The organism is Oceanobacillus sp. GQ8 (assembly GCF_059758495.1).
Map to the genome: position 1 here is coordinate 37,846 of NZ_JCAXEV010000005.1, position 24,681 is coordinate 62,526.

Below are 24,681 nucleotides of genomic sequence, written 5' to 3' on the forward strand. Positions count from 1 at the left end.
ATGCATAATGGCAGTACCAGAAAAAATAGAAGAACTGGCACATAAAGTAAGGACAGAAATTTACGGCAGAGATGTCAGAGAAGCATTAGCAACTTCAATGGAAGCTACTGCCGAAGTATCAGAGTGGTCACGCACTGTAGCGCAACAAATAATTGATGGTAATTTTGATGAAGGGGCATTGCAAACTGAAATCAAACAAAAATTGACTGAATTAGAAACTCAGTACGCTCCTAATTTAACTAGCTTAGAGCAAGAAATTGATGGAGCACGAGGGAATAACCCAACATTACAGGATAGGCTAACTTCAGCTGATAACCGAATAGAAGATAACTTAGAATTAGTTTCTGATTACACGTTATACCCACAATCTCCTAAACCGCAGAAAAACGGAGTGCTAACTAACTCACCAAAAATCATACAGAAAACAAGTGATAACGAGATTATAGTAGTTCAGAAAACAAATAAGGGATACGTTAAATACCTTTTAGCGAAAAACGTTGGAGCTAGTGGTGCCAATGATTATGGAGTAAATCATGAAGCTATTCGCCTTGTCGGAGCCTATCACCTACAAGATGCCTATGTTTATAAAGATATTTCAAACCCTGAGACAGGTCAGTTAACAGTGCTTAATGCACCAGGACAAAAAAATGTGGTTGAAAACACCTTGTTTGATTTACCAGAATACGAAGAAGCAAACAATTTTTCTTCTAATGGAGACGGTAAAGGGTTAGGAGCATATAGCTTAGCATCATCTTCAGAAGTAACATACAACGTGGAGGTTACAAAAGAAGGGAAAGCCAACGCACTATTTTTGGGAACACCAGGTAGCGCTAATGATTGTCAAATATATGTTAATAATATCCTTGTTAAAACTTTCAATGTTCAATCTTTTGTTACGGACTCCGCGTCACCTAGTGCTTTAGCGTTGATTGAGTTTGATATCCCGAAAAAATCAGCTATAAGCGAACACGCGACAATAAAAATCAGGAATAACGCAACTGCTGGAAATGTTTTTCTTTGCGCTATTAATTTCTATTTATTGAAAGAGTATAAATCTCAAGATGTAACAGACTTCAAGTGCTTCGGATCTACCCGAGGTGGATGGATAAACAACACAGGAGCTTCAGATTACGCACTTTATGATGCAGTAGAAGAGAAATGGTTTGGTAGTTATCACGGCGGTGAGATATCTGAGAACGAACAAATATTATGGAATAGAGACAACCTAGAGAGTGATTATTTTCTCCGAAATGTAGCTTTAGACACTATACTTGTTAATGAATGGAGACTACAAAACTCTTTCCAAGTTTACCAACGTACGGATTTAGCTAACGGTGGAGCCAAGATGGTAAGAAAACTTAACTTTGACATAGACGGTAGCTTAGAAATGGAGTTTGGATATAATCAAGGAACCATTGATTTAGGGACATTTTACACGGCGCCCACATCGACTAGCGTTGATTTTAACTATATTTTTCAACCTTTTTATCATTACTTCGGTAACACACCAGCAAATTATTATTTTTCATTCCCTTTAACAGAAGGTTTTTTATCTCAGACAAGTCCGTCCAAGGTTCTTCAATTAGATATAAGGTTCAGTAAGTTTAATAATATGCATGATTCGAGAGGACCGACCATATTCGATTCTGATTCATACAGAAAATTTTATTATGGTCCTATATATGGACAGGCATCTACTCCTATCAATCTAACTTCACTGAACTTCTCGAAAGGTTTAGATTTTTTAGCCCGATAGAGATAGAAATCATGTATAATGGCAGTATGAAATATACACACAAAGGGTGAATTGTATGTCTTAATATTCTTTTGAAGATGTCTATATCAATAAGAAGTATGGCGAAGTAGAAGAATGCAGCCAATGCTTCGGATGGGCATTGTACAATACGAAGATAAATGTCCGAAGTGTGAGGGTGAAGGTTTTGTTAGAAAAAACACAGAAGGAATTAACGCATAAAAGGGGTTACTGATATGTTTAAGGGGGAAAAGATATTTAAATCAGAAAAAGATATAAAGTATCTCTTTCAACCATCCTATCAAAAAACGGATAAGTTGATCGTGGTTTTTTCGGCTTTTTCAGCAATCGGAAAGCCGCCTAGATACAATTATATAACCACTTTAGATGGTTTTGATTGCAACAAATTGTTTATTTTAGATGATTTCGGGCCAAGGGCCACATATTATCTGTGTGAAAATCGAGACTTTTCCATTGAGAGATCGGTATGGAGTTTAATTGAATATATAAAGGAACAACATTCTATTAAAACCATCATGTCTTGTGGATCTAGTAAAGGTGGATATGCGGCGTTATATTACGGTGTTAAGTATGGGTTTGATCACGTAGTTATAGCATCACCACAATATTATATAGGTGATTACTTGCTTGTACAGACAAACTCACAGGAATCTGCTACATTTATGTCTGGCTCCGACACAGAAGAGGATAGATTATTTTTAAACAGTATCATGACAGAAATGATAAAAAGCTCTAATCATATACCTAATATTTTTATACACTTGGGCGAGGGTGAAGCGCATCTTAAACAGCACGTGAAACCTTTACTGGAATTACTAGAGGGTAGAAATGTTGGGTATGAATTGGATTTAGGAAATTACAGCAATCATAATGAGGTTGCTAATTACTACCCTAGATTATTGAAGCAGAAAGTCAGAGATTATTTCGGTTATCCATTATTGGAATTCGATAAAGAATTAACGAGAGTAAAACAAGGTACAAAGCACATATTTAATTTAAACACTGACTCTGCCGATAACAAGATAGCGTGGTACTTGTATTTAAACGGTAAGAAAATTAAAACATCAAATTATTCTTTTGATAGATTCGCTGAAGTTGACTTTGAGGATGAGGGTGTTTATAAAATAAAAGCATTTGCTCTAAACGACAGAAGGCAAAGAACTTCTATAACATCAAAAGAAATCGAAGTCCTTCTCACATAACTAGGATTAATAAGAGATTAAATAAAAAATTAAGCCATCCGGTCGGGTGGCTTTTTATTATGCCGAAGAAGGTGATAACTAAATAGAAATCAGGGGAGCCACCACTCCCCTTACCCGTCATGAGGGGAACATGACGGGTTCTTTAAGTTTTACGTAATTATGTCAGAACGTTAGGGGGTCGAGAATGACACAAGCGAAGGAAGTGGAGGACATGAAAGAGTTCATGACAGTGCTCATGGAAGTTAAAGTGTCACTTGCCGAACAAAACGGGAAACTAGACAACTTGCTCGATATGAAGGACAAGATTAATGAGACCTATGACATTGCTAAAGGAGCTCATAACCGAGCAAAAGAAAACGAGAAAGACATTGAAGTATTGAGTAAGAAATTATCTTTTTCAGCAAACAAAGAAGATGTAGAACGCATTGTTAAGCAAAGAGAAAATACTTTTAGAAACTTACCGTCATGGTTGGCACTAGTCATATCATTAGCGGTTTTTTTATTGACTTATTTAGTAAATTGAAGGGAGGTGAAACAAGATGGACAAAGGTACTATCGTTAGAACAGTAGCGCTAGCTATTGCGTGGATAAACGCATTGCTGGCTCAATATGGATTACAACCTATTCCAGTATTAGACGAAGAAACTATCGCTTATGGATTGGCTTTTCTCGCTTCTGTTTGGACTTGGTTTAAAAACAACTACGTCACCGCTAATGGTAATAAGCAAAAACAAGTATTACAGCGAAATAGTCTGATTAAGTAGGTAGCTAGTCCAAACGGGCAAGCTATTTTTTTAATACAACTAATGGAAAGGCTAATTTTGTCGTACGCTGGCGTGGAAACTCAATTAAGAAAGACATTATAAGGAGGAATAATTTATGGTAAAAATCTATATTGATCCAGGGCATGGTGGCACAGATCCAGGGGCTTCTGGAAATGGTATTCAAGAAAAAAATATTGTATTACAGATTGGTTTACAGATGAGAGATTATTTATTAAATGGATATAATGGCGTATCTGTTCGTATGTCTCGCGCTAATGATACTTATCCTTCATTGGATGAACGTACAGATGATGCTAATTCATGGGGAGCTGATGCTTTTGTATCTATACATGTAAATTCATTTAATGGGACGGCCCAAGGTTATGAAGATTTCATTCATACTTCACTTTCTGATAGTTCTTCCACAGCCCGGTTTCGTTCCGTTCTTCATAATGAAATTATGAAAGTGAACGGGTTGAATAACCGGGGTAAGAAGAAAGCAGATTTTCATGTATTACGTGAAACTGCTATGTCTAGTGTATTAACGGAGAATGGTTTTATTGATCATCCAAGTGATGCAGCAAAAATGAAGCAGTCTTCATGGATTAATGCTGTGGCGAAAGCGCATGCTGAAGGAGTGGCAAAATACTTTAATCTATCTCCAAAATCCAATAATCAATATATAGTAACAGGCGGACTGGGAAACGCTCCAATTGTAACTGCTGCTACCTATATGACACAAAATCAAATTGCAGGCGACATTATCTTTGACGGTTCTGGTAACAATCCAAAACTAAATACCGATGTATTAACTTCTGGTGAGCTTGATGCAATGATGGAATGGTTAGACGAACAAGGGTGGTATTACACTGTACGAACTGAAACTAATACGATTTCAGCTAATAGCCTTAGTGGTAAGTATATTCTTACAGGAGGTTTAGTTAATAACCTATTACGCACTGCAGCAGATTATATGAGAGAGAATCGTCTGGAAGGTGCCTTTAATTTTGACGGGCAAGGAAATAATCCAAAATTAAAAACGAACGAGCTAACAACGTCTGAACTAAACAATATCACTAGTTGGTTAGATGGGTTAGGTTGGTACTATAGTGTAAGAAATATCTAAAATTAATGACAAGAGTGAAGGTCAAGGTGTATAAAACCATCTTGACCTTTTTATTGCATAAATTTAAAGGAGGTTACTATGGCTAAAATAGCAATTGGAGCAGGTCACGGACTTTATACAGCAGGAAAGCGCACACCAGATGATGAAAGAGAATGGTCATTTAATAACAAGGTAGTCATTGCTGCTAATAAACAATTGGAAGCAGACGGCCATCAAGTTTTACGTTTGGATGACCCAACAGGTAAAATGGATGTACCTTTAAGAGAAAGAACTAATAAGGCTAATGCATGGGGTGCTGATATTCTTATTTCAGATCACCACAACGCTTATTTAGGTAGATGGGGTACTCACACAGGTACAGAGACCTTTATCTATGACAACGCATCTAGTAACTCTTTAAAACTCGCAAAAGCTGTACAAGCTAAGGTGGTAGGTGCATATGGTTTATATGACAGAGGGGTTAAACGAGCAAACTTTCATATGCTTAGAGAATCTAAAATGCCTGCCATTCTCGTAGAAGGTGGATATATGGATTCTGCAATTGACATCATTAAAATGCGTGATGATCAGGTACTTGAACGCGCTGGAAAAGCTATTGCGGATGGTGTTAATGATTATTTTGGAGTTGAAAAAGAGTCCAAGAAAGAAGAAGCACACAAGGTTGAAGTTAAGTCCAGTGCAACTAGAAAGAGCAAACCAAAAGCAAACCTTAAAGTAGATGGGAAGTGGGCAGAAAAAACCACGAAGGCGCTTCAAGTAGCATTAGGAACTCCGGCAGATAGTAAGATAAGTGATCAGTTAAGTAATTCTGTTACAAGGGCCTTTTATGGTGATACTATCGAATTCGGTAATGGCCAAAAAGGCAGCATGATGGTTGGGGCTTTACAACAAAAAATCAGATCCAAAGAAGATGATTTGCTCGGACCAGAAACAATCGGTGATTTACAGAAATATCTAGGTACTCCTTATGATAAAGTTTTAAGCCGACCTTCTGAAGTAGTTAAAGAATTGCAACGCAGACTTAACGCTAGTACATTCTAAATAAAAAAGCCCTCATTTTTGTGGGGGATACATATTTATTCTATAAAAATGTGAAAAAAATACAGGGAAATAGTCCTCTTCTATAGAAATGATTAATATAGAGAAAGAAAGGGGATAAATAAATATGGCGTCAATTACAATGTTTAAGCTGAGCACAGCTGAGCAATTAGATCTATTCTATACTTTAAATGGGGAGTTAGATCTTGATAAAGTAAACTCAGAAATGGCTAAAAGGATGGCGATTATAGAAGATACAGGAAGAATTAATGGACAAGGATTTCTAAAACCGGTATTAAATCAGAGACAAAATATAAAAGTACTTGAAGCATACGGGACTGATTTAATTAATTTGGGTAATTATTTTGACACAACTTTCAGTGAAGAAGATGTCACTACAGATGAGAAGCAGTTTACTTTTTATTCAAAAGCACGTATTATGATAACAACAGAAAGTGACTTGATTTTAAGGTTTGAAAATAGTACAGAGGAAAAGCTACGAAGTAAATTAAAAGCATTAGTTGAAAGCTTAGGATTTGAAGCATCATATGTAAAGATGGAAGATGTGCTATTAAGAAAAATAATGGATAATGGACTTTATGAATGGTCTGCCGCTAAAATCGATAGAGTTGACAGACAAGAAGACAAGACTACAAAAGTGTCATATGAGATCGACTCTGCTAATGACGTTCACCGCTCAGAAGTGGATGAGACCTATCGGGAGCACGGCAAAATATCTCACATAAAGTTTCAATTGCCGTTAAACCATCCAAATGCCCCTAATTATGTAACTGTAAACCTGTATAATAATGGGCATAGAGCATATTTTGAATCCAACGAATTAGGTTCTTTAGATATAGACGAATTTACAGTGATTTTGGCAAATGCAATAAAAGAATTATAAAAGGAGGTTGTTTTCACATGAACTTTTCATTATTAAACATTGAAAATCCGGGTAAGTTAAAGAAATTGTCTAAGAATAAAATTAACCTGTTTAATAAAGCTGAGGAAATTTCATTGTTCCACTTTAATGAAATTAGTAATGGATTGTTTCATGCTGTTTACAACATTCAAGATGAATATAGAATTAGTACTAAGTTTTTAGGTGAACAACACAATCAATTATATTCTTCATTGATAAATTTCTTCTTTCAGCAAAATAGTAATTTTGCCTTAGTAGAACTTGTTAATGAAGAATATGAATCGAAAGTAATTCAAGAGATAAAAGATAAAACAGGTACTAATATTCATAAAATTCATTTTACTAATAGTTATTTCAATAATATATTTAATGAACTAGGCGGAGAAATAAAGAAGATAAATTATACAACTGACTCAGGCGAGCTCTTGGATAAAGATTTTATTGATGAGAAAACTTTTAATGAAATAGAAAAACACCATATAATTGAGGATATTACTCTTTTATACGGGGATTATTTCGTTACTGCTACTAACAAGGGCAGGCTTTCAGTTAATAATAGTGATCAAGACTATCTTATTAAATTTACAAAAAGGATATTAAATGCAAATCTTTCTTAGTGTTTTTTTTCAACTCGGACTGCTAGCAATAGGTTCTTTTCTCAGTATAATTTATGAAAATCTCTGGTATCTTCTTGGTCTCATTTTTATTGCTGGATTAATCATATACACACAAGTGTTAAATCATAGGTTAAGTATTCAATCTAAAGACTTAAAAAACGCTGAAGATAAAGTATCTTTTTTTTCAATTTTAAAAGGTAGTGGAAACAAGATTATTCAAATTAGTTTGTTTCCTGAAAAGGTAATATACTCTCAACGTGATGTAAAGGTAAATGTTTATATAACAAGTTCAGTTGCATTAAAAAAACGCCTTCTATGAAGTTGATAACCTCTAAAGAATGTTCAATCACTATATTTAATCAAGAACCGAAGAACTTTTCATTTGCAGATGAATATGAGTATAATGTTACAAATGCATTTGTAGAAAGTATAGATAATTATTTTTACAAGTATAGTTTTTATATTAGGATAGATAACTCTGGCAGATTTGATTACAAGATTGAGGTAAGTGATGGTGCAAATAGTGGATTATTAAGTGGAGAAATTAGAGTAGCTAATAGTTAACTTACCAAGTTATAAAAGATTTTAAAAAGCCCTCACGCTTGTGAGGGCTTATATTCTGTTTTACGATATTTTCTCATGTCATCAAGGATATAGTTAATTATGTCTTGGTAAGCTTCGTACATTTTTTCTTTATACTCCTCTTCATTTCCAACAAGTTTAATTTGTTCCAGTTCACCGTCCAGTTGAATAGTGTTATGTACTATAGTACCATCAAACAAATATAGATTTTTATATAGTACATCTCTAACATTATTTTCATACTCCTCCCAGTCAAAACTATTTCGAGTATTAGTCGGAGCTCCATGGAGAAGAGGTTTTCGCTTCTCCATACGTAGTATTTCGCTATATGCTTTAAATTTCTCTACTCTTTCCTTTTTGGCTTCTCTTTTCCTTTCAGCTTTAGTTTGAATTATATAAGTAATATAACCACCTATGATTACACCCACCAATGGCATAATAATTTTTATAATCTCAAGAACGTTTTCCCACATATTCACACCTTCTCTTATAATATAATTCTTAATAAATTGACGACTTAATTATACTTTATTTTGTTTTAATTTACCATTGCACTAAGAACAACTATTCGGGAAACGAATGTTCGTGAAAGGTTAGGTGCATAAGATGATTATCAATGACAGAGGAACAATTAAATGGACCTCTATGATGATGCCGGAACGCATAGAAATCTTAAAAAAAATACATGAACAGCAAGAGTGGAAAGAAAAGCCTATGATCTCTGATTTCCAAAAGGAAGAGATGAATCTTGCGTTGCAGTCTCACCATTGAGATAGAGTATTTTAAAAATCACGACTACCATAAGATAAAAGGCAAGCTGTTAGGCGTAGATGTGGTTAATCAGTACGTGAAGATAGAAGATGAAGTGCTACCTTTAAATAGCTTAACTGGTGCCTGGATAGAATAAAACCCTTACACCGAGGGTTTTTTCTTTTGTACTATTTTAACCTCACCAGACAACTTCTCACATAATCGATCACATTCTTTAGTAGTTAGATCACTTCTAAATACAAGCTCATTCATCCCCGCATCCGTAAACTCAACTTAGTAATCTTACTTCGTTCTCTCTATATCCCTCAAAGTTCCAGATTCATAAATATGCTGCTAACCTCTTCTCCATAAAAAGCTCCTCCTATAACTGAAATGGCTAGCGAGAGGAGGCATGTGATTAGACTTTTTATATGTTTTTCCAAAGAAGTAATAACGCTCAATAATTTTTTAAAAGCTACCTTCAATACTAACCGTTCAAGCATCACTACATGCCCCATGGAGTATCGGCGTTGTGAAGATTGAGGTAAACTTGATTGCTATCCAGGTAATTGTTGTGACAAGCTGGGCAACCATTTTAGCCATCGTTACCACTTCCTTATATTTAATCCTTTGTATGCTTTCTTATACTTCTTTTCTTTGGAACGAGAAATAACTCCTTATATCTATTAAACAATTTATAATATGTGGTTTTCACTAGTTGATGTTTTGTTTGGGTGGACTATAAAGAATTAGTTATTTAATGGGTAATTTAAATCATTTGTAAATTTGCAATAGGAAGTAAACAACATTATAATAGGAACATACGTTCCTATAAATTGATTGGTTTTAATTAAGGAGGGATTTCATGCAGGGACAATGTTATTTCAATAAAGAAAGAATTTTAGAAGAAATTAAGGCAACTCAATGGTATTCACATTCCTTTAATAATCCGTTAATCCGATCTTTCTTAGACGATTATGATCATCTATGTGCGGTACAAAACTATATAACAAGTCCTACACAAAATAACAAAAATATCTTAGATGAAATATTTCAAGAATTTTATACAAGAATTATGATAACAAATTATCTCTCTAAAACACTCTATTGGGCATCTGTTAATTTCGATAAAAAAATAAGATCTTCAAAAAAACGTTTTTTACCTATACCGTATGGGACACAAGATAAAGACCATAATCCTTCTAGATATCTATCAAGTGAGGATAATGTTGAAGCTGAAGTGCTCGATGCCTACAACTTACCACTAGATAAAAGAATCGAGAATTCTTCATTAAGAGAAGGCTTTAATAAATTAACCAAACGACAAAAAGAGGTCTTACAGCATATATACGGCTACAAAAAGAGTACTAACGAAACATCCTTAGAGTTAAAAATTACCCAGCAGGGTGTATCTAAACATCATAAATCCGCAATTACTCGTTTAAGAAAAGAAATGTTAAGCGGTAAAGAAAAGGAGAAAGTACATGACAAATTGGATTAAACTAATGGAACGGGCTCAACGGGGAGATCTGGAAAGTATGGTAACCCTAATTAATAGGTTTAAGCCAAAAATTAAGAATCTTTTAAATCAGACTTGCTATCAAGAAAGAGAAAACTTAGAACAAGAACTTGTTATTATTACAATAAATTACTTCAATGCATTTAATACAAAAGAAGTTCCTGGATTTTGTGAATTTTTAAATCAGGCAAACAAATAAATTTAGTTTTTTAATTTAGGTTGTATTTTTTTATGAAAACCCCCTTTATAAAGTATAATGGCCGACAATTTTGAAGGGTGCATTGTTGTCGGCCTCACCCTAATAGAATTTCTAATATTAGAAGGGATGCATGATTAAATGAGTATACCTAGTGGAACGGTTTTAAGAACAGGAGATTCTGGTGAGTATGTACGTTTGTTACAACAAGCATTAGTTGATAATAACTTTTATCCGGATGTTAATGCTTCAAACAACGGGGTTGATGGAATCTATGGGCCAAACACAGTAGATGCAGTACGAAGATACCAAGTTATGAATGATTTAACAGTAGATGGGATTGCAGGTGCTCAGACATTACATTTGCTAGGTCTATTGGATAGCAGTCCAGGTGGGGGAAATGAAATTACTTTACGTCCCGGTCATTCTGGATCCGAAGTTAGGCGACTTCAAGAAGCTTTGGTAGCCAAAAATTTCTACCCAAATATAGAAGCTCCAAATAATGGGGTGGATGGAGTTTACGGACCAAACACGGAAGATGCGGTACGTCGGTACCAGATTATGAATGGTTTAACAGTAGACGGAATTGCTGGTCCCCAAACATTGGCGTCTCTTGGATTGAGTGGTGGAGGATCAGGTGGCTCAGGATCTATTACAATCCGTGTAGGAGATAGAGGAGAAAATGTACGATTACTACAACAAGCATTAGTTGATAATAATTTTTATCCAGATATTAATGCAGCCAACTATGGTGTTGATGGAATTTATGGTCCAGATACAGAAAATGCAGTACGTAGGTTCCAAATTATGAAAGGATTATCGGTCGATGGAATCGCAGGCCCTCAAACATTAAATGCGCTAGGAATTGATGGAGGAGGATCTGCTAGTTCAGGTAATTCAGGTTCTTATAGAGGTACCTTACGTTCTGGAGACTCTGGGGATGCAGTAAGGCTATTACAACAAGCATTAGTTGATAATAACTTCTACCCAGACAGAGATGCACCTAACAATGGAGTAGACGGAATCTATGGTCCTAATACCAAAGATGCGGTACGTCGATATCAAATTATGAACGGTTTAACAGTAGACGGAATTGCTGGTCCCCAAACACTAGCTTCCTTAGGTCTTAATGGTGGGAGTTCAGGGAGTGATGGATCAGGAGAAAGTGGAGGAGAAGTTGATTTCTCAGGAGGGCATTTTAAAGATTTTACTATTTCACAATTATTTATCCCAAAGAGTAATTATAACCGCCCTGGCTATGGAATGAGCCCTCGGTACATTACTGTTCATGAAACAGCTAATACATCTCCTAGCGCCACAGCGTTCATGCATGCTAATTATGTTCGAAATCGAAGTACCTTAACTTCATGGCATTTTACCGTGGATGACAGCGGAGTTATTTATCAACATCTTCCATTAAATGAAACGGGTTTTCATGCTGGTGATGGAGCTGGTGATGGAAATCGAAACAGTATTGGCATTGAACTATGCGTGAATAGTTCAGGTGATTTTAGCAAGACTAGGAAAAATGCTGCCACATTAATCAGATCCCTGATGAATGATTTTGTTATCCCTATAGAAAATGTCGTTCCACACAATCGTTGGAGTGGGAAAAACTGTCCTGCAAATCTATTATATCAATTTGGACGATTTCAAAATCAAATTATGGATTCCACTCCTCCTGATATCAAATCATATGAGGTGACTTCACCATTCGCAGAAGTCAGTGAATGGTATTCATCAAGGGATAAAGAAAAAGGAACTACAATCAGTTTTGATACTGCATATGATGTTAAGATTGGCCCTCTTAGTGGGCAATTAACTGGGTCTATAATTTTTGGTGACCCTAGTAAAGTAGATTGGAAATTAGATGCTAGCAAAGTGGTAAAAGGAGAATATTTACAAGACAATTTTAATCAAGCGATAAATGCCTTATTTGATGCTAGTTTGTTACCTTTCTTTAGCAGTGTCGCTGAAGCTAGATCAGAACTCAGTGAAATATTATCCGATAATATAAATAGCAATATTGAAACACGTATTTCTGGACCAGATTTCCAATTTGACATCGGTAAACTGTTTTTTGTAGATGTAACATGGCTTCGAATGGAAGTACTACGTAAAAGCAGGGCTAATGTATATGTGAATGAGAAAATAGAATTGAAGGATATTGATTGGGATGACTATAGAGAAAGGCTACAACCTGCCTTAGTATTTGTTCTAGTTTTAATCGCGGCTATTTTGTTAAGAAATGGTTGGGCTATAACACGTGTTGTATCTTATCTTAAAAATCCAGCAACTATACCTGCATAATGTGTTTTTAAAAAGGGGAAATATGTAACATGAGAGGGTAGTTCATTGTTTGATCCCCACTAAGGAAAATATTACGCTTTTATAGGAACACAGTTTCAAACTCCTGGAGAAGCAAAGTCTTTTTCTTCTAGCTTATGCTTATTAGGGCTTTACCTATTAAAGTATTATTTGTTTAGAAAGTAAAAAACTGAACAATCATCAAATCTTTGATGATTGTTCGGTTTTTATTTTTACATACCTTTCTTATGCCATGCTCTTTATATACTTTAAAGAACAAAGTTTGAAAGGGTTCTAATTATGTGATAAGTTTGGAACTATAGATAAGTTAAGAAAGGGGTAAAGCATGAGGTTTTTACCAGCTTTATTATTAGTGTTTATTTTAGGTGTTGTTAGTGGGTGTAGTAATGGTGAAAACACACATCAATCTGATCAGGAGAGAGAGCCAATTCTAATAAAGGAGAATCAATTTGGGCTCGGCACTGAAGGTGGTGGTGAATTTTATAGATATAAAAAAATAGAGGATATTGGTACATATGAAACTGGCCCCGTTGTTGTTCATCTTGAAAGTGCTGAGTTAGCTCGAGGAAGTTTTAATGAGGATCACTCTGAAGTATATAATATTAAAGCAAATGAGACAATTGAAATGATAAATTTCCATGCTAAATTCGAATTAAATAGTAAGATAGACGATTTCACTTTTAACGAAAAACATCTTCACTTAGTTACAGAGAACAAAGAAAAAATTGAGAAGCCAAATGAACTTTTAAGTAGTGTTGTTCATGAATCATTTCTCAAAAGTCCGGAGGATAATAGTGAAAGATTCTTGCGTCAATTTTCTTTTAGACTAAAGGAAACTACTGCAGAAGAAATCGAGAAAGCAACACTAATTATAGATCCGCCTGTTGATAGTAATGGCGATCCTTTAGGAGAAGAGATAGAGATAGAAGTTGATTTTTCTACAAGTGATGATTAAAAAGAGGGGATTTTTAAGATAAAAGGTTTTCTTAACTAAGTAATTAACAATAGTTATAAAATCTGAATTGCTACATACCTTATCTCAGCCCGTATATATGAAGCTTAAAATCGTTCCACATCCCTCAACGTGATTTGGCCATCTAGTAATGAATTTACTATGATTTGGGGGGAAATTAACAGAAGAAAAAAGAGCCAAAACCAATCAAAGAGATCAGATACAAACTCGGCTGACCTTTTTGACTTCATTTTGACTCTAAAAAATATAATAACTGGTATAAAATAAGAAAATAAAACGAGATCACAAAACCTAATAAATACTATTATAACAGTGTTAATACACATCCAGATAAGACTAAAAAACATGCACTGTTATGGGCGGCATGATGTAATAAGCCGTTCCAACGCTCGATATGAGAGGGTTTTAAGTAAGATGAAAATGTGATGTTAACATTTTGTTAACATTGAGGATAATTAATCGAGGCTTCTCATAAGTTGAGCAAACTTTTGGGAAGCTTCTTTTTTCATTTCTTGTGTTACGTGAAGATATACATCTTTGTTAATTTTGTCATCAGTATGATCGAGGCGATCCATGATTTGTTGCAGTGAGACACCGGTCTCGGCAAGAAGTGACGTATGAGTGTGTCTTAAACTATGCGGAGTCAATTCTTCATTTTGGTTAGCTATTCTAAGTAGCCTTTTCATTCGGTCACGTACATTTTTAATCACGATAGGATAACCGAATTATGAAGCCTGCTACATTATACAGGATAATAAATTCAACCATTGAATTTGAAGAAAAGGTCTCCGTTAAATACAACAAGGATGCTAAGGACTTAACCTAGCAGATAGTGAAATCATGAAGAGCATGGTAACAAGTGATTTCTTCGATAGGAAATATGAGTGTCTTTATACCTTTATAGATACAGCAAACACTATTGAAATCAATAAAGGCAAAAACTAAAAATAGACTAGAACATGCGATAACGAACTATATCTAAAGGATCTCCAGAGACGGAATGCGTCTAAATTAAGAGTTGATAAGATGAATCAGCAAGTTAAGCATCACTTTACATGGCTGTTAAGTTACAGGGAGTTTGAAGGGTACACGATAATAGTATTCCTGTCTGGCTTGTAAATAGAGAGCACCTAATAGAATACTAGTTTTCTTGTAAAAGCTGGAATACCAACTGCATGGTAAGAAGTCACTTGGGATATAGGAGTATAGATACAGTAACTAAAGTCTTAGAAACTCAATTTCTGGACCTTAACATCGCAACCCACCTCTTTAGTCTGAGATAAATAAAAATTATAATAGTGAGGATGAAAACAACTTAAAAGATTGATTGCTTAATTTAAAAAGAAGTTCAAACGTGATTGAACTGACCTAGTAATATGAGACAAGAAAAAGCACCTATGTTGCCTTTGCCCTGAATTGAACAGGGGAAAGGCAGTTTAATTACTGGTTTTAAAACAAGTAAATGAAAAAGGTAATGGGTTGATTCAACCCACCACCACATTTGACATAGAACCTTAATTCAAAGGGTTGTTGAATAATTTATAAAAGGAAGTTTTATAGATTTTTTATGGTGCTATTCGTACCTAAGTGCTTCAGTAGGTTCAAGCTTTGCAGCTTTACTTGCAGGTATAAGACCAAAAGTTACTCCTACTGCAATTGAAATTATCATCGAGAAAAAAACAGCTTTCCAGTTTATTAAAGCTGGCCATCCTAAAAGATACGGTATAGTCAAAGCAATTGCCCCTCCTAATAATAATCCTATAATTCCACCTATTATTGAAATAGTTACAGACTCAATAAGAAATTGAGATAGGATCCTTGAATGTGTAGCACCAAGCGCTTTTCTAATTCCAATTTCTTTTGTTCTTTCTGTGACCGATACAAGCATAATATTCATCACGCCAATCCCCCCTACAAATAAGGATAGAGCAGCTACACTACCAATAACAATAGTCATTATACTTGTCACCTTACTTATACCTTGAGACATTTCTTTCATATCTAATACATGATATGAATTATCAGTTTTATGTGATATATTCAAAAGTTTAGTAGCTTTAGCACCAACCTTTTCTAACTTTTCTAATGAACTTACTTCAACTGTTAATTGACTAAACGTGTCGTTACCATATAATGAGCTATAAGTAGAAAAGGGTAGTATAACCTCTGGCAATTCTGTCGCAAGTAAACCACTTTCTTTATTTAAAACCCCTATAACCTTTATCGACTGACTACCAATCCATATTATCTTTCCAATTGGATCCTTATTATTAAAATATTTTACTTTTAAAGAATGACTGATAATACCTATTCGTTTTCCTCCAATAAAGTCAGCCTCTGTAAATGATCTTCCAACATACATATCCATAGGGTTTATTTTAAAGTAGGAATTTGTTACAGCTCGAACACTCCCTTCAGATGTTTGTTGTCTAAACCTTATATTTGTGATATCCGAGTTTACTCCATAAGCGTGTTTTACTTCATCAATTTTTTTTATATTTTGCAAATCTAAATTATTAAAATTATTTTGACTAGTTGAGTTGTAAATTTCTTGGTCCAACAATCCTTTAGGGGGCTGGTAGAAAATTTCTATTGTATTATCGTTCCCAACAAACGATTTTTTTAATAGTGCTTCCGCGCCTTGCCCTATAGCCACTATAATAATTACTGAAGCTATTCCAAAGATAATACCTAACATTGTTAAAAAAGTACGAAGTTTATGCTCAATAATTGAAGAGAAAGCCATAAGAAAATTATCTCTCATTATAAGCAACCCCTATATCGATTATCTTACCCTCTACTAACCTTAATACTCGTTTTGCATATTGAGAGATATTATCATCGTGGGTAATTAAGATTACTGTAGTACCCTTTCTATTAAGGTCGGATAGAATCTCCATTATACTTTCGGCGGTTTGAGAATCCAATGCACCTGTTGGTTCATCTGCAAGGATTAAAAGGGGATTGTTTACAATGGCTCTAGCAATAGCCACTCTTTGTTTTTGTCCACCAGATAATTCGCTAGGTAATCTCTTAACAAAATTAGTTAAGCCAACCTTTTCAAGAGCTTCTTTTGCTTTTTTTTTTCTTTCACTCTCATTGTAATTAGCATACACCAATGGCAATTCTACATTTTTTAAGACGTTCAATTTTGGAAGCAAGTGAAAACTCTGGAAAATAAAACCTATATATTTATTTCTTATTAAAGCTAATTCATCGTTGGAGAGAGTAGATGTATTTTTATTGTTAATAAAATAGCTACCATTAGTCGGCTTGTCTAAGCATCCTAGAATATTCATTAAAGTAGTTTTACCTGAACCCGAAGAACCCATTATAGAGATAAAATCACCTTTATTTATTGCCATTGAGACATTATCAATGACCACCAATTGGTCATCACCGTCATAATATTTTTTAATAATTTTATTCAAGACTATCATTTTTTATCTCCACTTCTGCGCCTGAATCAAAGTTTTTGCCACCCACCACAATCTTATCATTTTCATCAATGCCACTTATAATTTCAATATTTTTTTCGTTTGAAACCCCTATTTTCACTTCTTTCTTTTTTATTTTTCCATCTACAACTAAATATACTAAGTATTTTTCTTCTTCTTGCCTTACTGCATCAATTGGAATAGAATTTACAACTTTCCTATTTGTCTCAATATTCATAATCATATTAAATCCAGGCTTAATTTTAACATTTTTACTGCTCAAAGATACAGTTATCGGATATCGCACTAACCCTTCGTATTGTTCTGTAAGATCTTCATTATTTTCTGGAACTTCTCCCACATTTTTTACTTTACCTTGCCAATTCTCATCTGGGAGTACTTCGGAAGTTATTTCCACCGGTTGTTCTTCTTTAACTGAAAGGACTTCATATTCTGAAACAGATCCTTTAATAATATAATTATCTGGTTTAACAAGAGTGATATAAGAATTATCAATAATTGTGTCCTTAATTGTGTCCTTTGCGTTTGCATGGTTAATTGATAATACTTCACCATCAATTTCACTGTATACATTAAGATTTTCTATAGATTCTTCTATAGAATTTTCATTTAGTAAATTTCTCCTTAAAGCTAAATCCTCCATACGTTTAGATAAATTCAATTGCTCAAGTTCTTCTTTAAGTTGTAATTCGTCAATTTTTTCTAGTTCATTTTCTTTTAGAGCTTTCTCTTTTTGATAAAACCTTTCAATTTGCTCATTAATTTGATTGATTCGATAATAGTTTTCTTCAATTGATATTTCGATTTGTTTTTTTTCTAATTCAAGCTGATCACTGTCATAAGAGAACAATAAATCTCCCTCTTTAACAACATCTCCTTCTTTAAAGTGTAATTCTTTAATACTCCCAATAGTTTTATCAAAATATATGTTTTGCTCTTTTGCGTAAGATAATCTGCCTGTTAAAGTAATTGTCTCTGCAAACTCATTTTCTGATAAAACTGTTACTTTTACTTCACTATTCTTGTCATTTTTAGTATCTAATGTGTAATAGGATACCAATACACAAAAGAATAGTAAAAAAGCAATGATAAGAATCTTTTTTTTATTCATAAATTATCATCCTTTATTTAAATCTTTTCAGTGTAAAAATGAAAAATACTCTCTAAATCTTTTATCTCTGCTTGTTTGTTATTTTCAATAGATATTTTTAATTCTTTAACATTTCCACTGGCTACGATTTCACCTTTGCTAAGTATGATAAACTTATCACACAATTTTTCAGCAACATCCATTAAGTGCGTGCTAATAATGATTGAATTTCCTAATCTTGCGTATGATTTTAAGTATTTTTTTATAACTCTAATACTTCCCGGATCCAAACCTACCAGTGGTTCATCAAGAACCAAAAGTTTTGGCTGATGTACTAGCGATGCCATCAAAGTAATTTTCTTACGCATACCTTTTGAATATTCACTAATTAAAGATTCAATACTTCCTTCCATTAATAAGTCTTTACTCATTTGTTCGATGAAAGAATTTATATATTTAAGTTGGATTCCTCTTATTTGTCCTACAAACTTTATGTACTCACGTCCAGTTAAAAAATCGTATAATTCTATATCGTCAGAAACAAACCCTACTTCTTGGTTTAAATTATTTTTTGTTGCAAATTGAGTATTATTCAATTCTACGGTACCTTGATCTGAATCTATTAATCCTACAATAATAGATAAAGTAGTGGTTTTTCCAGAACCATTTGGTCCAAGCAAACCTATAATCTCCCCAGGTAATAAACAGAAACTCACTTTATTTAACACCATTTTGCTATTATACCATTTACTAATAGAATCAATTCTTATCATTCAATCATTCCTTACTCAAAAAATTCATTAATAGAAGCAAAAGATTTAAAACTAGTCTGACGCAATTTTCCACAGAATACTTTATAGCAAAATAAGCTGCAGCCAACCGAAAAAATTGTAAAAATTTGTAGAGAGAGAGAACTCATTCCCAAAAATAAAATAGTGCTACCTGAGGTGAAAAGGTAAATAGAAGACATTATCTTATACATAATATCAGCTCTAGTGGAAGGCACATCGAGATAAGATTCTCGATTGAAATTAGGGAATGTAGTAGTGCATAATAACGCAATTGTAATTCCGACAATTAGTGTTAATACTCCTATTATCATAAAATGGAAAAAATCGGTTCTGTAAAACAAGAAAATAATGAGAGTCAGCACTATATTAATTGGAATAACGGTGATTATAAAACTCAAAATTTTTGCCAATGCTATGTTTTCAACTTTAACAGGTAATAACAACAAAAAAATAAAACTTTTTCCTTCGAAGTCTATAGAAAATCTATTAAATAGTTTCCCAACCATATTAATGGTTACAGAGATATGAGTAATCGCTAACACCTTGGAGTTTTCCATATTTATACTTAGAGATGTTTTATAAGTAATAAACCAATATAGAGATAGAATTATGACATACTGTGCTATGATCATAAAAAATGTTGCTGTTAGTCTATATTTATTATTCCTATTAAAATTATTGAAGTCTTTTTCAACAATTGCTATTACTTGAAATGGGATAAACTTAATCCTAGTAATCAACCCTCTAATAGAGTTTAAGTACAAATTGAATATTGATATATTCATATTTGTTTTGTTCTTAATATAACTAGAGTTTAAAAGTTGGATTAAATAGGCTGCTTTACTGTAAGTGAATTTCTTTTTAAAGAATAGGAAAGCAAAAGAGCAAGAAATAATAATAATTATGAGTAACCAATGACCTCTTAGTATGTATTGAGTTATATTTTTTGACTCAACGAAAAATTCATTTACATATATAGATTCTAATAGTAGCTTTATGTTTTCTAGAGGTATATATTGCATAAAAGGGTGCAATATAATCAAGAGTAGAAATAAAGAAATAGCTTTAAAAAATAGAAACACAAAGTTATAAACTATTAATGTCTCCCTAATTAGTTTTTTTAAAGTCATCTCGATAATAATCAACAATTTCAATGAGTGTGTAACAACAATTGCAATAATTATACATAAAAGGAATACAAGAAAATTTATTGTTTCGAAACTTGACAATTTCAACCCACACAAGATTAAAACAAAAAAACTCAAAATTACTGTCGCGTATTGTAAAAGGTGCCTTTCGATTAACTTTCCAATTAAGATCAATTTTTTCTTGGCAATTAATGTAACCAACATCTTTATATCTTTCGCCATTAGAAGTCTATAAACATTAGCATGGAGATTATTTGTAAAAACTTGCATTACTAAAAGCAAGAAAAGACTATTGAACCAAATTTTCTGTTCACTATCTTTTAATAAGTTTACTTTACTAGCAACCAAATCAATGCCCATAAAGATTATGGACTGTAAAACTATGGCGATCATTATTAGAAACAAAAGCAAGATAAAAAAGAGGGGAATTAAACTTCCCCTCTTTCTAACAGGAAGTATTCTATTTATTAAACTTATAAATTTATACTTAATCATAAAGTGAATTTCTCTCATTTAAACAATCCTTTAATCCAAAAACTTTTATAATAACCAAAATATTATAAATAAACTTCCACAAGCCCTTCTACAATCGATGCACTAAAAAGAAAAACCACATATAAAATTAGTAAGCATAACATATCTAATAGATCCTGTTTATTAATGAAGTTTTTACTTCTGAAGATGGAATTAATTACGATATAACCTGGTTTAATAGAAAATGATGCAACTAATGAAATAGCAACTACTTCAAAAATCCCATGAATAAGTGTATATTTGATTATTGTTAGGAAGGATAAATCATGAGCAATACTGTATATAGACACACCTAATAAATATCCTTGTAAGACTAAATATATAATGGATATAAACCCTAAAGTGAATACGCCCAATAAAACTGGAGTTAGCATGAAAAAGTTATGTTTAAAAATAGAAAACCATACCACTTCATTAATCTCAAGTTCTTCACCTGAAGTTAAGGTTGGTGAATTACTAACAGTTGGTTCTTCCAATACTTGAATAATGATCGTCCCAAATAAGCTTATTAAAAAAAGAGATACAGAAAATATAAATACCCAGATGTTCCTTCTTACAAATGATATTAAAAAATTTCTTACTAGCTGAATATTTAAACGTCCCTCTGATTTATTTATCATTCTCATTTAAGTTATTAATCCTTTTTTCAAAAGATGGATGGTTTTTTCTCCATTCATTTTTTTCATCGTTATTAGGATATTCCTCCTCTTCGTAAACAAAAGCCTTTAATTTTTTAAGCGTATTTACATATAAATACTTATCATTCAAATGAGATGCAGCAAAATTGTCCGCCTGTATTTCAAATGCTCTACTAATTTTTTTAGGTAACCACTCTGTAATAAATATAAGACAGAGAATACCGAAAGGTAGTATGAATATATATTGCCACCATCCATTTAATAGCATGTATTGCCTTGCAAAGTACATAATGACACTCATAACTATTGTAATTATAATACTAGATACCACAGTAAACTGGGAATGTTTTAACTTGATGTGTCCCATTTCGTGCAACAAGATTGCTTTTATTTCTTCGGCGTCAAATCTTTCTAATAAACCTTCTGTTATAAACAAATTTTCCCTTTTTTGAAATGGTATCTTAAACGAATAAATCCATGCATTAATTTCGTGTTTTGAGTCTTTTTTTAGCATAATATTAATTTTTTTGCTAGTAAGATTTTCCAAACTTTCTCTAATACAATTTATTTCATTAGAATTAAGATTTTCATAACTATTAAATATTTTTTGTAGTATTGAATAACCCGCTAAAAATAGGAATAATAAAAATAGGTACCAGCCAGTAAACATGTATAAATTATTCATTATTTCAGCTTGTAAGTATAATGGGAAAACTAAATAAGAAGAAAAGTAAATTAAGATTGTGGTTATCATAAAGAAAATTCCAATTTGCTCTTTATTAGACAACATAAACAAGTCCTTCATATTTCGGCTTTCTTCATCTGGCACCTGAGGATCGGCCTTCTTGGTTATGATTTCAAAGGAATATGTTGTAAACAAAATTGATAGCAGAATTGGTATTAGTATCGCCGTTACCACACTTATAGCATAAGAGTTTGTTATTGAAAGTAAGTATCCCATTAAAAGATAATAATTTATTATTAATGGAAAAAAAACAGCTAAAACAAATGGCAAAAATAGAGTGAAAATATTTTTAAATGATTCCTTTATGTTAAAAACAAAGAATAGCAACCCTGGTATGAAAATCGTTAATATAGTAGAAATAACAACAATGAAGATACTATATTTAAAACTTGTTTTAAGTATAATATCACTAGAGTTTGATAGATCTAGAGTATATTTCTCAAAGAAAAGGTTGCTGGACCTTTTCTTTAAAGGAATTTTTTCAGAGTTGGTTATTTTAAACCCTCGCCGAAGTATAACTTCAGAACTCTCTAATCCTTTATCAAAACCAATATTATAAGTACTATTCTCCGGAGTAATTTCATGAAATGTTATCACTTTATTAACCAAAGTTAATTGCACTTTATTATCGCTATTTCCTTTCAAATCCTCATTATGAGACATAAGATAATCCCCATGAAAAAGCGACTCACCAATAAGTATTTTTGAACTTGACGCTTCGTCATTAGAATTTAATAAAATCATAGGAGAGACCGCGGCTGACCGGAAGCCCACCTCAATCAGTATCACTATTACAGTAATTACGCAAGCTACTAAGTAAGATATAGAAATTCTATGTAACATTTGATCACATCCTGTTGAAAAGTATTATAATACTATAAGATCATCTCTAGTATCTGAGGAAGTAGTTTTAGAATATTAGCAAATAGGAACACAGAAATGATTAATACCAAAGTCACCCATTTTGATAAGCCTCTCAATAATACTCTAATACCTATATACATAATTACATATTTCCATATAACGAATAAGTCTAAATTCTTAAAGAAATATATCAAGAATTGGTTATTAGTATTATTCATCAGGCCAGCAAAACCATTTGGTTCATAAAGTTCACCTGATATTAAAACTAATAAGGAAAAGAAAGTGACCTTTATAGATATAGGAATCCAACTATACCCAATAATACTTGATACTACTCTAAATGGCCTATTTTCAGAGGAAAAGACAGCAACTATAAAGTAAATAACTATTGACTGAACTAACCATTCAACAAGTAAACCTCCACTTATTAAAAATGACAAGGAACCCAGAATAATAGCGGAATTCGAAACATTCTCTTCTAAACCGAATATATATGTAATTTCTTCAATCGTAAACTTTGACGTTGAAAAAGCTAATAAAAAGCCGGTGAATAATACCAAAATAAGTGGGAATAAGTTCTTTGGAGTGGAACATAGTTCAAGAAATAATTTTCTTGGATCTATTAGCGCTTCCCAAAAAGTATTAATTGGATGTAGATACTTCTTCATTTACTAACCACCTACCTTCATTTTAATACACAAATAAAATGGAGTTAGTTCCAATTTTATTAATTGGAACTAACTTCCTTATAATTACCATAAAACTGCTTGTCTTCTTCCCTTTTTCTTAATGTACCATTTAAGTGACATTCTTGCTGCCCAAGTAATTGCGGTAACTACTCCGAAAGAAAGGAAACCTAGTACAACTGAAATGGCACTAGCTATATCCGAACCAGTAATAACAGCGTTTACAATTTTGCTTGCTTTTGTCTGTGCTTGGTTCCAAGTAGTTTTCTTGCTGTACTTATTAATTATTCTAGCTAGATTTACTTCTACAGAAGATTTCTCAATAGTTTCTACAGTATTGACGGTGGATTTTTGACTATTTACACTTGGAGCAGTTAATGTGGCAAACATCATTATAGCAGCTATGAGAATCATTCCAAATGCTGTGAAACTCCTTGATCTTTTATTAGTAGAATTCAAACTTTTCATACTTTTCACCTCCTTCACAACAATTATAATACAATACCTTTTCATATAATACAATAACAATTTCTATAATTTCCATATAATAGTAATCATATTGTTTCTATATTAAGAATCTAAATAAACCTTTTAATGGCTCGCCGATTGCATTATGATGTACTATGTATCTCCCTTGATAGTCCACCCAGACAACAAATGGTAATACCATGGAATAACTGAACTAATTAATGCATCACTACAATTACTCACTCTTGAAACGTCAAGTAGTTTTAACACTTTCTGTTTTTAAAAAGTTATTCACGATATTTAATTCTATGACTAGCTCTATTAAAGTGAAGAACTTCAGAACAGTGGAGGAGTCTATCATAAATTGTCATAGCGATTCCTTGGTCGCCAAGTAGCATTTGCGTATTAAGGGAAGAAGAAGTTTTTCGAGTATTATATACAGTAAAGAGGAATTATTAGAAAATGAAA

The 24,681-nt window shown here is 32.9% G+C and carries 25 protein-coding genes and 1 pseudogene; 15 read left to right on the plus strand and 11 right to left on the minus strand.

Annotated elements, in window-relative coordinates; all coding sequences use genetic code 11:
* Window positions 1-7: 7 nt before the first annotated feature.
* The 8 genes from AC6CHS_RS15470 (at window position 8) to AC6CHS_RS15505 (ending at window position 7,443) form a co-directional block, all read left to right on the plus strand.
* Entirely contained in the window at window positions 8-1,756 is a 1,749-nt protein-coding gene (locus AC6CHS_RS15470; RefSeq protein WP_498237452.1) for a hypothetical protein, read from the plus strand.
* Between the two features lie 233 nt (window positions 1,757-1,989).
* Window positions 1,990-2,976: a Two component regulator three Y domain-containing protein gene (locus AC6CHS_RS15475; protein WP_498237453.1), complete on the plus strand. Its 987-nt coding sequence runs from the start codon at window positions 1,990-1,992 to the stop codon at window positions 2,974-2,976.
* 184 nt (window positions 2,977-3,160) lie between these two features.
* The gene (locus AC6CHS_RS15480) at window positions 3,161-3,499 is read left to right on the plus strand and encodes a hypothetical protein (protein WP_498237455.1); all 339 of its coding nucleotides are present in this window, start codon (window positions 3,161-3,163) and stop codon (window positions 3,497-3,499) included.
* 16 nt (window positions 3,500-3,515) lie between these two features.
* Window positions 3,516-3,740, plus strand: coding sequence for a phage holin (locus AC6CHS_RS15485; protein WP_498237457.1), 225 nt, complete (start codon window positions 3,516-3,518; stop codon window positions 3,738-3,740).
* Between the two features lie 115 nt (window positions 3,741-3,855).
* Window positions 3,856-4,866 (plus strand): N-acetylmuramoyl-L-alanine amidase, encoded by a 1,011-nt coding sequence (locus tag AC6CHS_RS15490; RefSeq protein ID WP_498237459.1) that lies wholly within the window; start codon window positions 3,856-3,858, stop codon window positions 4,864-4,866.
* Window positions 4,867-4,944: 78 nt separating this feature from the next.
* Window positions 4,945-5,907, plus strand: coding sequence for an N-acetylmuramoyl-L-alanine amidase family protein (locus AC6CHS_RS15495; RefSeq protein WP_498237460.1), 963 nt, complete (start codon window positions 4,945-4,947; stop codon window positions 5,905-5,907).
* A gap of 124 nt (window positions 5,908-6,031) precedes the next feature.
* Window positions 6,032-6,808 (plus strand): hypothetical protein, encoded by a 777-nt coding sequence (locus AC6CHS_RS15500; protein ID WP_498237462.1) that lies wholly within the window; start codon window positions 6,032-6,034, stop codon window positions 6,806-6,808.
* 17 nt (window positions 6,809-6,825) lie between these two features.
* Window positions 6,826-7,443, plus strand: coding sequence for a hypothetical protein (locus tag AC6CHS_RS15505; protein ID WP_498237464.1), 618 nt, complete (start codon window positions 6,826-6,828; stop codon window positions 7,441-7,443).
* A gap of 596 nt (window positions 7,444-8,039) precedes the next feature.
* On the opposite strand, the gene AC6CHS_RS15510 is transcribed toward AC6CHS_RS15505, so the two are convergent.
* Window positions 8,040-8,498: a hypothetical protein gene (locus tag AC6CHS_RS15510; RefSeq protein ID WP_498237466.1), complete on the minus strand. Its 459-nt coding sequence runs from the start codon at window positions 8,496-8,498 to the stop codon at window positions 8,040-8,042.
* A 124-nt stretch (window positions 8,499-8,622) separates the two neighbouring features.
* Here AC6CHS_RS15510 and AC6CHS_RS15515 point away from each other — a divergent pair, with 124 nt between their 5' ends.
* From AC6CHS_RS15515 to AC6CHS_RS15545, 7 genes are all read left to right on the plus strand, one after another.
* Window positions 8,623-8,796: a YolD-like family protein gene (locus AC6CHS_RS15515; protein ID WP_498237468.1), complete on the plus strand. Its 174-nt coding sequence runs from the start codon at window positions 8,623-8,625 to the stop codon at window positions 8,794-8,796.
* The gene (locus tag AC6CHS_RS15520; RefSeq protein ID WP_498237470.1) at window positions 8,774-8,932 is read left to right on the plus strand and encodes a YolD-like family protein; all 159 of its coding nucleotides are present in this window, start codon (window positions 8,774-8,776) and stop codon (window positions 8,930-8,932) included. The genes AC6CHS_RS15515 and AC6CHS_RS15520 overlap by 23 nt, the downstream gene beginning before the upstream one ends.
* 375 nt (window positions 8,933-9,307) lie before the next feature.
* Window positions 9,308-9,448 carry a hypothetical protein gene (locus AC6CHS_RS15525; protein WP_498237471.1) on the plus strand — a complete coding sequence of 47 codons (141 nt, stop codon included), beginning with the start codon at window positions 9,308-9,310 and terminating at the stop codon, window positions 9,446-9,448.
* A gap of 192 nt (window positions 9,449-9,640) precedes the next feature.
* Window positions 9,641-10,276, plus strand: coding sequence for a sigma-70 family RNA polymerase sigma factor (locus tag AC6CHS_RS15530; protein ID WP_498237473.1), 636 nt, complete (start codon window positions 9,641-9,643; stop codon window positions 10,274-10,276).
* Window positions 10,260-10,493, plus strand: a complete 234-nt coding sequence (locus AC6CHS_RS15535) for a helix-turn-helix domain-containing protein (RefSeq protein ID WP_498237475.1) — start codon at window positions 10,260-10,262, stop codon at window positions 10,491-10,493. The genes AC6CHS_RS15530 and AC6CHS_RS15535 overlap by 17 nt, the downstream gene beginning before the upstream one ends.
* Before the next feature lie 138 nt (window positions 10,494-10,631).
* Window positions 10,632-12,800 (plus strand): peptidoglycan recognition protein family protein, encoded by a 2,169-nt coding sequence (locus AC6CHS_RS15540; protein WP_498237476.1) that lies wholly within the window; start codon window positions 10,632-10,634, stop codon window positions 12,798-12,800.
* Window positions 12,801-13,143: 343 nt separating this feature from the next.
* On the plus strand, window positions 13,144-13,773 hold the full coding sequence (locus AC6CHS_RS15545) for a hypothetical protein (protein WP_498237478.1): 630 nt from the start codon (window positions 13,144-13,146) through the stop codon (window positions 13,771-13,773).
* Between the two features lie 473 nt (window positions 13,774-14,246).
* Here AC6CHS_RS15545 and AC6CHS_RS15550 read toward each other — a convergent pair.
* The 10 genes and pseudogenes from AC6CHS_RS15550 to AC6CHS_RS15595 form a co-directional block, all read right to left on the minus strand.
* Window positions 14,247-14,513: pseudogene (locus AC6CHS_RS15550) on the minus strand (tyrosine-type recombinase/integrase); the annotation flags it as partial.
* A gap of 851 nt (window positions 14,514-15,364) precedes the next feature.
* Window positions 15,365-16,555 carry an ABC transporter permease gene (locus AC6CHS_RS15555; protein ID WP_498237480.1) on the minus strand — a complete coding sequence of 397 codons (1,191 nt, stop codon included), beginning with the start codon at window positions 16,553-16,555 and terminating at the stop codon, window positions 15,365-15,367.
* Window positions 16,545-17,231: an ABC transporter ATP-binding protein gene (locus tag AC6CHS_RS15560; protein WP_498237481.1), complete on the minus strand. Its 687-nt coding sequence runs from the start codon at window positions 17,229-17,231 to the stop codon at window positions 16,545-16,547. The genes AC6CHS_RS15555 and AC6CHS_RS15560 overlap by 11 nt, the downstream gene beginning before the upstream one ends.
* Window positions 17,215-18,360, minus strand: a complete 1,146-nt coding sequence (locus tag AC6CHS_RS15565; protein ID WP_498237483.1) for an efflux RND transporter periplasmic adaptor subunit — start codon at window positions 18,358-18,360, stop codon at window positions 17,215-17,217. Before AC6CHS_RS15565 ends, AC6CHS_RS15560 begins: the two co-directional genes overlap by 17 nt.
* Window positions 18,361-18,377: 17 nt before the next feature.
* Window positions 18,378-19,112, minus strand: coding sequence for an ABC transporter ATP-binding protein (locus AC6CHS_RS15570; RefSeq protein ID WP_498237485.1), 735 nt, complete (start codon window positions 19,110-19,112; stop codon window positions 18,378-18,380).
* 11 nt (window positions 19,113-19,123) lie between these two features.
* Entirely contained in the window at window positions 19,124-20,791 is a 1,668-nt protein-coding gene (locus tag AC6CHS_RS15575) for a hypothetical protein (RefSeq protein WP_498237487.1), read from the minus strand.
* 44 nt (window positions 20,792-20,835) lie between these two features.
* Window positions 20,836-21,432, minus strand: a complete 597-nt coding sequence (locus AC6CHS_RS15580) for a stage II sporulation protein M (RefSeq protein WP_498237488.1) — start codon at window positions 21,430-21,432, stop codon at window positions 20,836-20,838.
* Window positions 21,422-22,939 (minus strand): M48 family metallopeptidase, encoded by a 1,518-nt coding sequence (locus tag AC6CHS_RS15585; RefSeq protein ID WP_498237490.1) that lies wholly within the window; start codon window positions 22,937-22,939, stop codon window positions 21,422-21,424. Before AC6CHS_RS15585 ends, AC6CHS_RS15580 begins: the two co-directional genes overlap by 11 nt.
* A 131-nt stretch (window positions 22,940-23,070) precedes the next feature.
* Window positions 23,071-23,727: a YIP1 family protein gene (locus AC6CHS_RS15590; RefSeq protein WP_498237492.1), complete on the minus strand. Its 657-nt coding sequence runs from the start codon at window positions 23,725-23,727 to the stop codon at window positions 23,071-23,073.
* Between the two features lie 84 nt (window positions 23,728-23,811).
* The gene (locus tag AC6CHS_RS15595) at window positions 23,812-24,213 is read right to left on the minus strand and encodes an uberolysin/carnocyclin family circular bacteriocin (RefSeq protein WP_498237494.1); all 402 of its coding nucleotides are present in this window, start codon (window positions 24,211-24,213) and stop codon (window positions 23,812-23,814) included.
* Window positions 24,214-24,681: the final 468 nt, after the last annotated feature.